Genomic DNA, 14,208 nt, shown 5'->3' on the forward strand with positions numbered 1-14,208 from the left:
ACATGATTGCAACGACTGGCAAAACTAACCTGTTGGGTCTGACTCAGCCGGAAATGGAGAAATTCTTCGACTCAATCGGGGAGAAGCGTTTCCGTGCCGGTCAGGTCATGAAGTGGATTCACCACTTTGGCGTCGATGATTTCGACGCCATGACTAACGTCAGCAAAGCTTTGCGCGACAAGCTCAAGGCTATTGCTGAGGTTCGTGGACCTGAAGTCGTCAGCGAGGACATCTCCAGCGATGGCACCCGTAAGTGGGTGGTGCGCGTTGAGTCCGGCAGCTGCGTCGAGACCGTTTATATTCCCCAGGGCAAACGCGGCACGTTGTGCGTTTCGTCCCAGGCTGGCTGTGCCCTGGATTGCAGTTTCTGCTCCACCGGCAAGCAAGGTTTCAATAGCAACCTCACCGTGGCCGAAGTCATTGGCCAGGTGTGGATTGCCAACAAATCCTTTGGCAGCGTCCCGGCAACCATCGACCGCGCCATCACCAACGTGGTGATGATGGGCATGGGTGAGCCGCTGCTGAACTTCGACAACGTGATCGCCGCCATGCATCTGATGATGGATGACCTGGGCTATGGCATTTCCAAGCGCCGGGTGACCCTGTCCACCTCGGGCGTGGTGCCCATGATCGATGAGCTGTCCAAGCACATCGACGTGTCCCTGGCGTTGTCGCTGCACGCACCAAACGACGAACTGCGCAGTCAGTTGGTGCCGATCAACAAGAAATACCCGCTCAAAATGCTGCTTGAGTCCTGCCGCAACTACATGTCGAGCCTGGGCGAAAAGCGTGTTCTGACCGTTGAGTACACCCTGCTTAAAGGCGTCAATGACCACGTCGATCACGCGGTACAAATGATCGAACTGCTCAAGGATACGCCGTGCAAGATCAACCTGATCCCGTTTAACCCGTTCCCGCATTCGGGCTATGAGCGTCCAAGCAACAACGCCATTCGCCGATTCCAGGAACTGCTCCAGCAAGCGGGTTACAACGTGACCGTGCGCACTACCCGTGGTGAAGACATCGACGCGGCTTGCGGGCAGTTGGTCGGTCAGGTCAATGACCGCACCCGCCGTAGCTCGCGCCTGATCGCCGCACGCGAACTCAATGCTGAGACTGATCTGGCGCAAAACGCTGCGGCTCAGCCCTGAGAGAGGAAACCTATGATCTTGCGCGCTGCGCTCCCTGTCCTCATGGTCGGCCTCTTGGCTGGTTGTGTCTCATCGGGTGATTCAAACCCGTTGAGCAGCGACAAGGGGCGTGAAGAAGCGCGCCAGGCCTATGTTCAGCTAGGGCTTGGTTATCTCCAGCAAGGGATGGCCGAACAAGCCAAAGTCCCCCTCAGCAAAGCCCTCGAACTCAACAAGACGGACCCGGACACCAACGCCGCACTGGCCTTGGTGTTTCAGTACGAAATGGAGCCGGTGCTTGCAGAGCGGGCGTTCCAGACGGCGTTAAGCGGGCGGCCGACTGACACGCGAATCATCAACAACTACGGCAGCTTCCTGTTTGAGCAACAGCGCTATCAGGACGCTTACCGCCAGTTTCTAAAAGCCTCAGCAGATAGCCTGTACCCTGAGCGTTCGCGTGTTTACGAGAACCTTGGGGTGACCTCGCTCATGCTGGGGCAGCGTGAGGTGGGGCGCCAGCAGCTTGAAAAAGCCTTGCGCCTGAACCGTCAGCAACCCCGTGCACTGCTCGAAATGGCTGAGATGTCTTACGAAGACAGGCATTATGTGCCAGCACGTGACTATTACGATCGTTTTAGCCTGCTTAGCGGGCAAAATGCACGTAGTCTATTGCTCGGTGCGCGACTGGCGACTGTTTTCGATGAGCGCACCTCCACAGCCAACTATGGCCAGCAACTACAACGACTCTATCCCGGCACGCCGGAATATCAGCAATACCTGTCGGAGCAATGATGAAAGCGGCGCAACCCGAAGTTCTAGCAGCGACTCGTGTCAATCCCGGTGAGACCTTGCGTCTGGCCCGTGAAAACAATGGATGGACCCTGGCTGAAGTCGCCCTGAAACTCAATCTCACGGCCAGTTCCTTGAGCAACCTTGAGACGGGAGCGTTCGACAAACTGCCGGGCCATACCTTTGCCCGTGGTTACATCCGCGCCTATGCCAAATTGCTTGGCATGGACCAGGCCAGCCTGGTGCATGAGTTCGACGTGTACACCGGCACCGATGCCAACGGCAGCAATGTGCACAGCCTGGGGCGTATTGAAGAGCCCGTACGCGTGTCGCATACCATTTTGCGCATCATTAGTTTGTTACTGCTCATTGCCGTCCTGGGCGGTGGTTTTTTCTGGTGGCAGGACCAAACGTCCATGCGCGCCAAAGACCTGATTGGTCTGGCACCCGAGCACGTAGAAGTTGAAGGCGCCGATGGCACCACCCAGATCCATCCGCTCGATGAGCCGGAAGACCAGGCGGTGGCCCAGTCCAATGTAGAAGGCGAAGCCGCGCCGCAACCGTCGGCTGAGCAAGCCGCCAGCACTGACCTGCCATTGCCAGCTACCGGGGCTGTTTCAACGCCAGCAGCACCAGCCACTTCAGTGGCCCCTGTGCAGCCAGCGGCTCCAGCCGCTGCCACGCCAGTTGCTCCGGCTGCCGTACCCGCTACCCCACAAACCGCCAGCACCGCGCCCGTTGCGGGTGCCGGCAAGGTCAATATCAACTATGTCGCTGATTGCTGGTCTCAAGTCACTGATGGCAACGGCAAAGTGCTGTTCAGTGGTCTTAAACGCAAGGGCGACACGCTTGATGTGACCGGCAAGCCGCCTTTCAGCGTCCGCCTGGGCTATGCCCGCGGCGCGCAGGTGACCTACAACGGTCAGGTTGTGGATGTGGCTCCTTTCACCAGTGGCGAGACCGCTCGCCTGAAGTTAGGTCAATAAGTCATGCACGGCGAATCACCAATTAAACGTCGCGAATCGCGCAAAATCTGGGTTGGCTCGGTACCGGTAGGCGGCGATGCCCCTATTGCTGTACAGAGCATGACCAACAGCGACACCAATGATGTGGCTGCAACAGTGGCGCAAATCAACCGCCTGGAAGCTGCGGGCGTCGATATCGTCCGGGTTTCTGTGCCGGACATGGACGCCGCTGAAGCCTTTGGCCGTATCAAACAGCTGGTTAAAGTGCCGTTGGTCGCCGACATCCACTTCGACTATCGCATCGCACTGCGCGTGGCGGAGCTGGGCGTGGATTGCCTGCGGATTAACCCGGGCAACATCGGTCGCGAAGACCGCGTGCGTGCGGTGGTCGATGCTGCCCGCGATCGCGGTATTCCGATCCGTATTGGCGTTAACGCCGGTTCGCTCGAAAAAGACCTGCAAAAAAAATATGGCGAGCCGACACCGGCCGCATTGGTTGAGTCGGCCCTGCGTCACGTCGAGCACCTGGAACGCCTGAACTTCAAGGATTTCAAAGTCAGCGTTAAGGCTTCCGACGTGTTCATGGCCGTTGAAGCCTACCGCCTGCTGGCCAAAGAAATCGTCCAGCCACTGCACTTGGGCATCACTGAAGCGGGTGGTTTACGCTCTGGCACAGTGAAATCTGCCGTGGGCCTAGGTATGCTGCTCGCCGAGGGAATTGGCGATACCATTCGCATCTCGTTGGCAGCAGACCCGGTCGAGGAAGTAAAAGTCGGCTACGACATCCTCAAGTCCCTGCATTTACGTTCACGTGGCATAAATTTCATCGCGTGCCCAAGCTGTTCCCGGCAGAATTTCGACGTGGTGAAAACCATGAACGAACTGGAAGTTCGTCTTGAAGACTTGCTGGTACCGCTGGATGTGGCGGTGATCGGTTGTGTGGTCAACGGTCCCGGCGAAGCCAAAGAGGCACACGTAGGGTTGACCGGCGGCACGCCCAACCTGATTTACATCGATGGCAAACCGTCGCAAAAATTGACGAATGAAAACCTGGTGGACCAGCTTGAAAAGCTGATCCGGCAGAAGGCGGCCGACAAGGTCGAAGCTGACGCAGCCGTTATCGCGCGCGGCTAACCAAACGAATTAAGGATTTTTTGTGAGCAAGTCTCTGCAAGCCATTCGTGGCATGAATGACATCCTGCCCGAGCAGACGCCGCTGTGGCGCTACTTCGAAGGCACGGTTGCGCGTTTGCTGGATAACTACGGTTACAAGCAAATCCGTATGCCGATCGTCGAGTTCACCGAGCTGTTCAAGCGCTCGATTGGTGAAGTCACCGACATCGTCGAAAAAGAGATGTACACCTTCGAAGACCGCAACGGCGATTCGCTGACCTTGCGCCCCGAAGGCACGGCTGCCTGCGTACGTGCTGTGCTTGAGCACGGCATCACCGGCGGCGGTCAAGTGCAAAAACTCTGGTACATCGGCCCGATGTTCCGCCACGAGCGTCCACAAAAAGGGCGTTATCGCCAGTTCCATCAGATTGGGGTTGAAGTGTTCAACCTGGATGGACCGGACATCGATGCCGAGTTGATCCTGCTGACCTGGCGCCTGTGGGGCGAGCTGGGGATCCGAGATGCGGTCAAGCTTGAGCTCAACAGTCTGGGCACCAGCGAAGCCCGTGGGCGCTACCGTGCCGCTCTGGTTGATTACCTGTCCTCGCGCCTGAGCGAGCTTGACGAAGACAGCCAGCGCCGCCTGAAAACCAACCCGCTGCGTGTGCTCGACACCAAAAATGCCGACACTCAAGCGGTGTTGGTCGACGCGCCGAAACTGGTCGATTACCTCGACGAAGAATCCCGTGTGCACTTTGAGGGCCTGAAGGCTCGCCTGGATGCTGCCGGTATTCCGTACGTGATCAATCCCAAGCTGGTGCGTGGCCTCGATTACTACAGCAAAACCGTGTTTGAGTGGGTTACCGACAAGCTCGGTGCCCAGGGCACGGTGTGTGCCGGCGGTCGCTATGACGGTCTGGTTGAACAAATGGGTGGCAAGCCAACACCGGGTGTTGGTTTCGCCATGGGTATCGAGCGTCTGATTCTGCTGCTCGAAACCCTGGAGCAAATCCCTGAAGAAATTGCGCGGCAGGTGGATGTTTACCTGTGTGCTTTCGGTGAGGCCGCTGAACTGGCTGCCTTGGCCTTGAGCGAACGCGTCCGTGACCAGTTGCCAAACCTGCGCCTGCAAATCAATGCCGGTGCTGGCAGCTTCAAGAGCCAGTTCAAAAAGGCTGATAAGAGCGGTGCGCTGTTTGCACTGATTCTGGGTGAAGACGAATTGGCCCGGCAGGTGGTAGGTGTCAAACCCCTGCGTGGCCAGGGCGAACAACAAACTATTGCCTGGGATGCTCTTTCCGAGCACTTGGCCACCTGCATCGTGCAGGGTTGAAGCGGGTTAACAGCCGATTTATCGAATAAGGAGTGTTGGGGTGTCGAGTAACGATGATGATCAGCTGGGCGAGTTGAAAGACTGGTGGCAGCGCAACGGCAAACCCCTGGTCACTGGCGGCTTGCTGGCGCTGGTGGTGGTGTTCGGCTGGCAGGCTTGGCACAAATATCAGACGAACCAGTCGCAGGGTGCGTCGATTCTCTACCAACAATTGCTTGAAACCGCACTGACGCCTACCGGGCAGCCAGATGCGGGCCGTGTGGCCGAGTTGGCCAACAAGTTGAACAGTGAGTACGGCGGTTCTGCCTACGCGCAGTTTGGCGGTCTGTTTGTGGCCAAAGTGGCCGTAGACACCGGCAAGCTGGATGACGCGGCCACCGAGCTCAAGGCGATTGTCGACAAACCGGCAAACCCGACCCTGGCTGAAGTGGCGCGTCAGCGTCTGGCTCAGGTGTTGGCAGCACAAGGCAAGGCAGACGAGGCCTTGAAGTTGCTGGACGGTGACTCGGACAAAGCATTCCTGGCCAGCCGTGAAGAGCTCAAAGGCGACCTGCTGGTACAGCAAGGCCGCACCGATGACGCACGCGCTGCCTACGAAAAAGCCAAGGCTGCACTGTCTGATGAGGCAGCAGTAGGTGGCTTACAAATCAAGCTCGATGACCTGGCCAAAGGGGATGCGTGAAGTGATGCGTTGGAAACATGCGGCATTGCTGGCTCTGGTCGTTTTGGCCGCGGGTTGCAGCAGCAACAGCAAAAAAGAACTTCCGCCAGCTGAGCTGACGGACTTCAAAGAAGAAGTCGTTCTGCAAAAGCAGTGGGACCGTTCGATCGGTGACGGCCAGGGTAAAACCTACAACATGCTGACGCCAGCGGTTGAAGGTAATACCATCTACGCCGCTGACGTGAACGGTATCGTGATGTCGCTCGACCGCATGAACGGCGACGTTCAGTGGAAGAAAGACCTCGAACTGCCTGTTTCCGGCGCAGTGGGTGTTGGCTATGGCCTGCTCATGCTCGGCACCCTGCAGGGTGATGTGATTGCCCTCGACGCCAGCACCGGCGAAGAAAAGTGGCGCGCTCGCGTTAACAGCGAAGTGCTTGCACCGCCTGCCAACAACGGTGACGTTGTGGTGGTTCAGACCCAGGACGACCACCTGATTGGCCTGGATGCGTCCACCGGTAATCAGCGCTGGATCTACGACAGCACGCCGGGTGTTCTGACCCTGCGTGGTACGGGCGCACCGTTGGTGACCAATCATCTGGCAATTGCGGGTCTTTCGACCGGTAAAGTCGTTGCTCTGGATACCCAAAACGGCGTGCCGGTATGGGAAACCCGTGTGGCTGTGCCACAAGGCCGTTCGGAACTGGAGCGCATCGTCGATATTGACGGTGGTCTGCTGTTGTCCGGTGGCACCTTGTACGTCGCCAGCTATCAGGGCCGCATGGCGGCACTGGAACTGGAAAGCGGCCGTGTGCTGTGGCAGCGTGATGCTTCCAGCTACGCGGGTGTCGCCCAAGGTTTTGGCAACGTCTACATCAGCATGGCTTCCGGCACCGTAGAAGGCGTTGACGAACGTTCGACCACCGTCCTGTGGAGCAACGATGCACTGGCCCGCCGTCAATTGTCGGCACCAGAAGTCTTCTCCAGCTATGTCGCCGTTGGTGACTTCGAAGGCTATCTACACCTGTTGAGCCAGGTTGATGGCCGCTTTGTTGGCCGTACCCGCATTGACAGCGACGGTCTTCGGGCGCGTCCGCTGGTGGTCGGTGACATGATTTACGTGTTTGGTAACAGCGGCAAACTGGAAGCCCTGACCATTCGCTAAGGCGTCTATGCTTGAGACTCTAGAGTCTCAAGCAGCCTTGCTCTTGCAAGGTTTGCGGCACATTTGTGCTGTTCCGAACTCTGGCCGCTGCCTTGCAGCGGCTTTTGTATTTTCTGAAATAACGAAGTGGAGAGCCGCATGGTTCCCGTAATCGCCCTGGTGGGCCGACCCAATGTCGGCAAGTCCACCTTGTTCAACCGCCTGACCAGGACTCGCGACGCCATCGTCGGCGACTTGTCCGGTCTGACCCGTGATCGCCAATACGGTGAGGCCAAGTGGCAAGGGCGTTCCTACATTTTGGTCGACACCGGCGGTATCTCCGGTGACGAGCACGGTATGGACGAAAAAATGGCCGAGCAGTCGCTGCTGGCCATCGAAGAAGCTGATGTCGTTCTGTTCCTGGTAGATGCCAAAGCGGGTTTCACTGCCGCTGACCAGATGATCGGCGAGCACCTTCGCAAACGTAACAAGCGCTCTTATGTCGTCGCCAACAAGGTCGACAACATCGACCCGGATATGGCTCGCGCCGAGTTCGCACCTTTGGGTATGGGCGACGCGATCCCGATCGCTGGCGCACATGGCCGTGGTATTACGCAATTGCTGGAAATTGCCTTGGGTGATTTCCCGCGTGATTCTGAAGAACCAGAAGAAGGCGAAGAAGAAGTCGTTCTCGAAGGTGAGGAAGCCAAGCGCATTCCTGGCCCAAGCGAAAAAGACGGTATCAAAATCGCCATCATCGGTCGCCCTAACGTCGGTAAATCGACGCTGGTCAACCGCATGCTCGGTGAAGACCGCGTTATCGTTTATGACCAGCCCGGCACCACGCGCGACAGTATCTACATCCCGTTCGAGCGTAATGACGAGAAGTACACGCTGATCGACACCGCCGGTGTGCGCAAGCGCGGCAAGATCCACGAAGAAGTTGAAAAATTCTCCGTGGTCAAAACCCTGCAAGCGATCAAAGACGCCAACGTGGTGATCTTTGTCATGGACGCCCGTGAAGGCGTGGTTGACCACGACCTGAACCTGCTGGGCTTTGCCCTGGAAGCCGGTCGTGCACTGGTGATCGCCGTCAACAAGTGGGACGGCATGACCCCAAGCGAACGCGAGTTCGTGAAGGTCGAACTGACCCGTCGCCTGTTCTTCGTTGACTTCGCCGACATCCACTTCATCTCGGCATTGCACGGCACTGGCGTGGGTAACTTGTACCAATCGGTGCAAAACTCCTTCAAGTCGGCTGTTACACGCTGGCCGACCAACCGTCTGACTCAGATCCTTGAAGACGCGGTCAGCGAGCACGCGCCACCGATGGTCAACAGCCGCCGGATCAAGCTGCGTTACGCCCACTTGGGTGGTGCTAACCCGCCGATTATCGTGATCCACGGTAACCAGGTTGAGAAGGTTCCGAAGTCTTACGTGCGTTACCTCGAAAACACCTACCGTCGTGTCTTGAAGCTGGTCGGTACACCGATCCGCATCGAGTTCAAAGGTGGCGAGAACCCGTACGAAGCCAACAAGAACTCCTTGACCGACCGTCAGGTCAACAAGAAACGCCGCATGATGTCGCACCACAAAAAGGCCGACAAAAAGCGTAGAGACAAGCGCTAACGCGCTGAAGAGGGTTCCTTTGGGGGAATGCTGCTTGTAGGAGCGAGCTTGTCTCGCGATCTTTTGAGCGTTTGAAAGATCGCGAGGCGAGCTGTAGGGGTCCAGTTTTTTTGGACCACTCTGTAGGAGTTTTTAGGCCGCCTGTTGCTCAAACAGAGCAGGCGGCAGATTGTTCGATGCGGTGTGACAGCGGCTATGGTTGTAGTGCGATACAAAATCCAACACGTCCTTCTCCGCATCGTAATGGTTCTGATATCCGTGCTCGGGCATCCAGTCATGTTTCAACGTTCTGAAATAACGCTCAACTACCGCATTGTCCCAGCAATTGCCTCGTCGGCTTACGCTATGGACGATCCGTTTTTCCTCCAGGCATTTTGTAAATCGATTGGAGGTGTACTGGCACCCTTGATCTGAGTGAAATAGCAGCTCTGGCATTGGGTTACGCAGCGCAACTGCCAGCTCCAGCGCTTTGATAGACAAATTCGTATCGGCTGTGCGTGAGCAAGCCCATCCCACAATCCTGCGTGAAAAAAGATCCATCACTACTGCCAGATACAGCCAGCTTTCTTTTACCTTGATGTAGGTGATGTCGCCTGCCCAGAGCGTGTTCGCCTGGACGGGATTGAACCGACGATCAAGTATGTTCGGCGCTGTGATTTCAGGTTTAGTGGCACGCCGATAGTGGACATAACGCGCCCGGCGCCTTGTAAGCCCAAGGGTGCTTATCAAGGAGCTCATTCGGTGACGCCCGATAGAAATCCCACCTTTTTTCAGCTCCTTGGATAAGCCGCGGGCGCCCAGCGCCTCGCGATGTTCTCTGTGCAGCGCACGAATTTTCGACTCAAGACTCTTCTCGATAACACGAGGCGCCGCAGGCTTACGTTTCGCGTAAAAGCTACTGCGAGGCAGGTTCAAGATCGAACACGCACGTCGAACCGACATCGCCCCTCTAACGCCATCAATCACTTGGTTCGATTGAACAGAACCTTCAGATGAGAGGGCAATTGCTTTTTTAGCACTTGGTTCTCGGCCTCAAGCAGCGCCAACTGAGCCTGCAATGACTCGATCAGATCCTGATCCTGGGGCCGAGGGAGCTGCATACTTCCTGCGTGCTCTCGGCGCCAGTGCAGAACCCACCGGCGTAGAGCTGTAGGGCCCACTCCCGTAAGCTCACAAGCTTGAGGTACAGAGCACTTCATCTCTACAACCAAGCGAATGGCTTCTGCTTTTTCCTCGGCGTTAACAACCCGATATCCCATGATTTTTCCTTAGGTCGATACTCCTACATCATGGTCCAAAATCATTGAGCCACAACAAGCTCGCTCCTACTGTTCAGATTGCAGGTGTCTGCACTGACGGGCATCCCACCTTTAGGAGCCCTTTTTCGTGTCTGGCGTTTGGGCTATTCTCGCTAGGTCCTGTGCCGTAGTCAGAGCCGGGAACTCATCAGGGAACGGCCATGATTATCAGCAAGTTGCCGAATGTCGGCACCACCATCTTCACGCGCATGTCGCAACTCGCGGCTGAAACCGGCGCGCTCAACTTGTCTCAGGGTTTCCCTGACTTTGATGGCCCGCAAGCGTTGCGCGATGCCGTCGGCCGACACATTGCCAGTGGCCACAACCAATATTCGCCCATGACCGGATTGCCCGCCTTGCGTACACAAGTGGCGGCCAAAATTGCCCGTAGTTATGGCGTGCACGTGGATGCCGATACCGAGGTGACCATCACCCCGGGCGCTACCCAAGCGATCTTCTGTGCCATCCAGGCGGTGATTCACGCCGGCGACGAAGTCATCGTGTTCGACCCGTGCTACGACAGCTATGAACCTTCGGTCGAGTTGGCCGGCGGTCGTTGCGTGCATGTGCAGTTGGGGCTCGACGACTTCTCTATCGACTGGCAAAAACTCACCGACGCGCTGACGCCGCGCACCCGCATGATCATCCTGAATACCCCGCACAACCCCAGCGGCGCGTTGATCAGCCGTGCAGAGCTGGACCAGTTGGCGGCCTTGATCGCCGATCGCGACATCTATCTGATCAGCGATGAGGTGTACGAGCATCTGGTGTACGACGGCGTGCCTCACGTCAGTGTTTTGTCACACCCCGAGCTGTACCATCGTGCTTTCGTTGTCAGCTCGTTCGGCAAAACCTACCACGTGACGGGCTGGAAAACCGGTTATGTGGTGGCGCCGCCCGCGTTGACCGCCGAGTTGCGCAAGGTGCACCAATACGTGAGTTTTTGCGGTGTGACGCCGTTGCAGTACGCATTGGCCGACTATATGGCGGCCAGCCCCGAGCACGTTGAAGAACTGCCCGGGTTTTACCAGGCCAAGCGTGATCTGTTCTGTGATTTGTTAAAGCCATCGCGTTTTACCTTCACGCCGGTAGCAGGCACGTACTTCCAGTTGGTCGACTACGCTCACATTCGTCCGGACCTCAATGACGTCGACATGGCCGTATGGCTGACCCGTGAACACGGTGTGGCGACCATTCCGGTGTCGGTGTTCTACCAGACCCCGCCCGAAGGGCAGCGGCTGGTCCGTCTGTGTTTTGCCAAACGCGAGGAGACGCTGCGCGAAGCAGCAGAGAAACTATGCGTGATCTAAGTGGTTTACCCGATTTAACCCTGGCGTTGGTGCAAACCACCTTGGTGTGGCACGACCGTCAGGCCAATTTCGAGCACTTCGAAGAGTTGCTTGAACAGGCGCGTGGCGCAGACCTGGTGGTGTTGCCAGAAATGTTCACCACCGGTTTCAGCATGGAGTCCAAGACCCTTGCTGAGCCAGAAGGCGGGCCGGCCACTCAGTGGTTGCGGGCCCAGGCGGCAAAACTCAATGCGGTGGTGACCGGCAGTGTCATCGTCCAGGCGGCAGACGGCAGCCACCGTAACCGCCTGCTGTGGGCGCGGCCTGATGGCGAAGTGCTGCACTACGACAAACGCCACTTGTTCCGTATGGCTGGCGAGCACGAGCACTTTACGCCGGGCGAGCGGCAGGTTCAGTTTGAGGTCAAAGGCTGGCGTATTCGCCCGTTGATTTGCTACGACCTACGCTTCCCGGTGTGGAGCAGCGACCCCCACGACACGGACTTGCTGCTCTACACGGCCAACTGGCCGGGTGCGCGCCGTTTGCACTGGAACCGCCTGTTACCGGCCCGGGCGATTGAAAATCTCTGCTACGTCGGTGCAGTTAACCGCGTGGGCACTGACGGCAAAGGGTTGGTCTACAGCGGCGACAGCCAGATCCTCGACTTCCAGGGCGAAACCTTGCTCAGTGCGGGCGAGGCCGACGGCGTGTTCCAGGTCAGCCTGAGCGCGAGCGAGTTGGGTGCCTACCGTGAACGCTTCCCGGCGTACATGGATGCTGACAACTTCGACCTGATTTAACTGACACATCCTCGCGATCTTTTACAAGATCGCGAGCTGCGTACGCCCGTAGCAGTTGACGAGCCTTGCGACGCTACGTCCGGCTGTAGTCGCTGACGAGGTACGAAGGCTGTGAAAGATCAAAAGATCGCGAGACAAGCTCGCTCCTACAGAACCCAACAAAAAAGGCCCTGAGGTTCGCACCTCAGGGCCTTTTTGCATTTCAGCAGACGTTTAGGCAGCTTTAGCGTCGGCTTCGCTCAGTGAGCGGTTCAGGGCGCTGAACAGGGCCTTGAAGCTGGCGGTGGTGATGTTTTCATCAATGCCCACACCGTGCACGGCACGCTCACCATTCACCCGCAGCTCGATGTAGGCCGCTGCCTTGGCGTTGGTGCCAGCACCGATCGCATGCTCGTTGTAGTCCATGATTTCAGCTTTGACCGGCAGGCCGGCAACCAGGGCTTCCAGGGCACCATTGCCTTTACCGTTCCAGCGCAGGTTGGTCTCGCCAGCGCCTTTAGCCGACACTTCAACTTCAACCGCGCTGTGGCCGTTTTCTTCCTGCAGGCGATGGCTGACCAGCGCGTACGGGGTGTTGGCCTGCAGATACTCGCTGTGCAACAAGCTGTGGATCTGCTGCGCGGTCATTTCAAGGCCAAGACGGTCAGTCTCGCGCTGAACAACCTGGCTGAACTCGATCTGCATGCGGCGTGGCAAGCTGATGCCGTATTCCTGCTCCAGCAAGTAAGCAATCCCGCCTTTACCGGACTGGCTGTTCACCCGAATCACGGCCTCATAGCTACGGCCAATGTCTGCCGGGTCGATCGGCAGGTACGGCACTTCCCACAGTGCATCGGGCTTCTGCTGAGCGAAACCTTTGCGGATGGCGTCCTGGTGCGAGCCCGAGAACGCGGTGTGCACCAAGTCACCCACATATGGGTGGCGAGGGTGAACCGGGATCTGGTTGCACTCTTCAACGACTTTACGCACGCCGTCGATGTCAGAGAAGTCCAGCTGCGGGTCGAGGCCTTGGGTGTACATGTTCAGGGCCACGGTCACCAGGTCAACGTTGCCGGTACGCTCGCCGTTACCGAACAGGCAGCCTTCGACGCGGTCTGCACCGGCCATCAAGCCCAGTTCGGTGGCGGCAACACCGGTGCCACGGTCGTTGTGGGTGTGCAGGCTGATGATCACGCTGTCACGGCGATTGATGTGGCGACCGAACCATTCAATCTGGTCGGCATAGATGTTCGGGGTGGCGCACTCAACGGTGGCAGGCAAGTTGAGGATCACTTTGTGCTCAGGCGTCGGGTTCCAGACCTCGATCACCGCGTCACACACTTCTTTGGCGAACTCCAGTTCAGTGGCGCTGAAGGTCTCTGGGGAGTATTCGAAGGTCCACTGGGTTTCTGGCTGTTGAGCGGCGTATTTGACGAACAGCTTGGCCGCGCTGACAGCGATTTCCTTGATGCCGGCTTTGTCCTGGTTGAACACGATGCGGCGGAACGACGGCGAGGTCGCGTTGTACAAGTGCACGATGGCTTTTTTCGCACCGCGCAGCGATTCGAATGTGCGTGCGATCAGGTCTTCACGGCCTTGGGTCAACACTTGAATGGTGGTGTCGTCCGGGATGTGGCCGTCTTCGATCAACGTACGTACGAAGTCAAAGTCGGTCTGCGAAGCGGCCGGGAACGACGCCTCAATTTCTTTTACGCCAACGCTGACCAAGGTCTTCCAGAAGCGCAGTTTTTTTACTGCATCCATCGGCTCGATCAGCGACTGGTTGCCGTCGCGCAGGTCAGAGCTGCACCAGATAGGCGCTTGGGTGATGGTTTTCGATGGCCAGGTACGGTCAGGTAAATCAATGACCGGAAAGGCGCGATATTTGGAAGAAGGGTCTTTGAGCATGGTCATCAGGCAATCCTTTAATGTGCGGGCCGTATAGCGAAAAGTGGCTCGCTGAAGAAATACAAAGCAGGGGAGGACGAGGCAGCGCGTTTCAGCTTTGCAGTCGTGCACTGACGAGGCAGAGGCTTCGGTGCTGGCGTAATTGAATGAGGGTGTGAGGTGTTTTCATA

The 14,208-nt window shown here is 57.5% G+C and carries 13 protein-coding genes; 10 read left to right on the forward strand and 3 right to left on the reverse strand.

Features of this window, described 5'->3' with window-relative positions:
- Positions 1 to 2 precede the first annotated feature (2 nt).
- The 8 genes from rlmN (at position 3) to der (ending at position 8,764) form a co-directional block, all read left to right on the forward strand.
- Positions 3 to 1,151, forward strand: coding sequence for a 23S rRNA (adenine(2503)-C(2))-methyltransferase RlmN (gene rlmN / locus GHO32_RS01260; protein ID WP_048367086.1), 1,149 nt, complete (start codon positions 3 to 5; stop codon positions 1,149 to 1,151).
- A gap of 12 nt (positions 1,152 to 1,163) precedes the next feature.
- Positions 1,164 to 1,922: a type IV pilus biogenesis/stability protein PilW gene (gene pilW / locus GHO32_RS01265; protein ID WP_153336028.1), complete on the forward strand. Its 759-nt coding sequence runs from the start codon at positions 1,164 to 1,166 to the stop codon at positions 1,920 to 1,922.
- Positions 1,922 to 2,905, forward strand: coding sequence for a RodZ family helix-turn-helix domain-containing protein (locus GHO32_RS01270; RefSeq protein ID WP_153336029.1), 984 nt, complete (start codon positions 1,922 to 1,924; stop codon positions 2,903 to 2,905). The genes pilW and GHO32_RS01270 overlap by 1 nt, the downstream gene beginning before the upstream one ends.
- Positions 2,906 to 2,908: 3 nt before the next feature.
- A complete protein-coding gene (gene ispG / locus GHO32_RS01275) occupies positions 2,909 to 4,018 on the forward strand; it encodes a flavodoxin-dependent (E)-4-hydroxy-3-methylbut-2-enyl-diphosphate synthase (protein WP_019408672.1) in 1,110 nt (369 codons plus the stop codon).
- A gap of 22 nt (positions 4,019 to 4,040) precedes the next feature.
- Positions 4,041 to 5,330: a histidine--tRNA ligase gene (gene hisS / locus GHO32_RS01280; RefSeq protein WP_123751403.1), complete on the forward strand. Its 1,290-nt coding sequence runs from the start codon at positions 4,041 to 4,043 to the stop codon at positions 5,328 to 5,330.
- 40 nt (positions 5,331 to 5,370) lie between these two features.
- Positions 5,371 to 6,012: a tetratricopeptide repeat protein gene (locus GHO32_RS01285; protein ID WP_048367082.1), complete on the forward strand. Its 642-nt coding sequence runs from the start codon at positions 5,371 to 5,373 to the stop codon at positions 6,010 to 6,012.
- On the forward strand, positions 6,005 to 7,156 hold the full coding sequence (gene bamB / locus GHO32_RS01290) for an outer membrane protein assembly factor BamB (protein WP_153336037.1): 1,152 nt from the start codon (positions 6,005 to 6,007) through the stop codon (positions 7,154 to 7,156). Before GHO32_RS01285 ends, bamB begins: the two co-directional genes overlap by 8 nt.
- Before the next feature lie 138 nt (positions 7,157 to 7,294).
- Complete coding sequence (gene der / locus GHO32_RS01295; RefSeq protein WP_153336030.1) at positions 7,295 to 8,764, forward strand: ribosome biogenesis GTPase Der; 1,470 nt, start codon at positions 7,295 to 7,297, stop codon at positions 8,762 to 8,764.
- A gap of 132 nt (positions 8,765 to 8,896) precedes the next feature.
- On the opposite strand, the gene GHO32_RS01300 is transcribed toward der, so the two are convergent.
- Both GHO32_RS01300 and GHO32_RS27120 read right to left on the reverse strand, forming a co-directional pair.
- Positions 8,897 to 9,730 (reverse strand): IS3 family transposase, encoded by an 834-nt coding sequence (locus GHO32_RS01300; RefSeq protein WP_368668306.1) that lies wholly within the window; start codon positions 9,728 to 9,730, stop codon positions 8,897 to 8,899.
- Positions 9,727 to 10,023 (reverse strand): transposase, encoded by a 297-nt coding sequence (locus GHO32_RS27120; RefSeq protein ID WP_153336032.1) that lies wholly within the window; start codon positions 10,021 to 10,023, stop codon positions 9,727 to 9,729. Before GHO32_RS27120 ends, GHO32_RS01300 begins: the two co-directional genes overlap by 4 nt.
- Positions 10,024 to 10,223: 200 nt before the next feature.
- On the opposite strand from GHO32_RS27120, the gene GHO32_RS01310 reads away from it, so the two are divergent.
- Positions 10,224 to 11,372 carry a pyridoxal phosphate-dependent aminotransferase gene (locus GHO32_RS01310; RefSeq protein WP_048367077.1) on the forward strand — a complete coding sequence of 383 codons (1,149 nt, stop codon included), beginning with the start codon at positions 10,224 to 10,226 and terminating at the stop codon, positions 11,370 to 11,372.
- Positions 11,360 to 12,151 carry an amidohydrolase gene (locus tag GHO32_RS01315; protein WP_153336033.1) on the forward strand — a complete coding sequence of 264 codons (792 nt, stop codon included), beginning with the start codon at positions 11,360 to 11,362 and terminating at the stop codon, positions 12,149 to 12,151. The genes GHO32_RS01310 and GHO32_RS01315 overlap by 13 nt, the downstream gene beginning before the upstream one ends.
- Positions 12,152 to 12,364: 213 nt before the next feature.
- On the opposite strand, the gene leuA is transcribed toward GHO32_RS01315, so the two are convergent.
- Entirely contained in the window at positions 12,365 to 14,044 is a 1,680-nt protein-coding gene (gene leuA, locus GHO32_RS01320; protein ID WP_153336034.1) for a 2-isopropylmalate synthase, read from the reverse strand.
- Positions 14,045 to 14,208 lie beyond the last annotated feature (164 nt).

Origin of the sequence: Pseudomonas sp. FSL R10-2189 (assembly GCF_009600325.1) — a bacterium.
Taxonomy (GTDB): domain Bacteria; phylum Pseudomonadota; class Gammaproteobacteria; order Pseudomonadales; family Pseudomonadaceae; genus Aquipseudomonas; species Aquipseudomonas helleri.

Bases quoted from the DNA above. Each gene is read 5' to 3' on its own strand.
- rlmN (WP_048367086.1), top strand. From the start codon at position 3: ATGATTGCAACGACTGGCAAAACTAACCTGTTGGGTCTGACTCAGCCG.
- pilW (WP_153336028.1), top strand. From the start codon at position 1,164: ATGATCTTGCGCGCTGCGCTCCCTGTCCTCATGGTCGGCCTCTTGGCT.
- GHO32_RS01270 (WP_153336029.1), top strand. From the start codon at position 1,922: ATGAAAGCGGCGCAACCCGAAGTTCTAGCAGCGACTCGTGTCAATCCC.
- ispG (WP_019408672.1), top strand. From the start codon at position 2,909: ATGCACGGCGAATCACCAATTAAACGTCGCGAATCGCGCAAAATCTGG.
- bamB (WP_153336037.1), top strand. From the start codon at position 6,005: ATGCGTGAAGTGATGCGTTGGAAACATGCGGCATTGCTGGCTCTGGTC.
- der (WP_153336030.1), top strand. From the start codon at position 7,295: ATGGTTCCCGTAATCGCCCTGGTGGGCCGACCCAATGTCGGCAAGTCC.
- GHO32_RS27120 (WP_153336032.1), bottom strand. From the start codon at position 10,023: ATGGGATATCGGGTTGTTAACGCCGAGGAAAAAGCAGAAGCCATTCGC.
- GHO32_RS01310 (WP_048367077.1), top strand. From the start codon at position 10,224: ATGATTATCAGCAAGTTGCCGAATGTCGGCACCACCATCTTCACGCGC.
- GHO32_RS01315 (WP_153336033.1), top strand. From the start codon at position 11,360: ATGCGTGATCTAAGTGGTTTACCCGATTTAACCCTGGCGTTGGTGCAA.
- leuA (WP_153336034.1), bottom strand. From the start codon at position 14,044: ATGACCATGCTCAAAGACCCTTCTTCCAAATATCGCGCCTTTCCGGTC.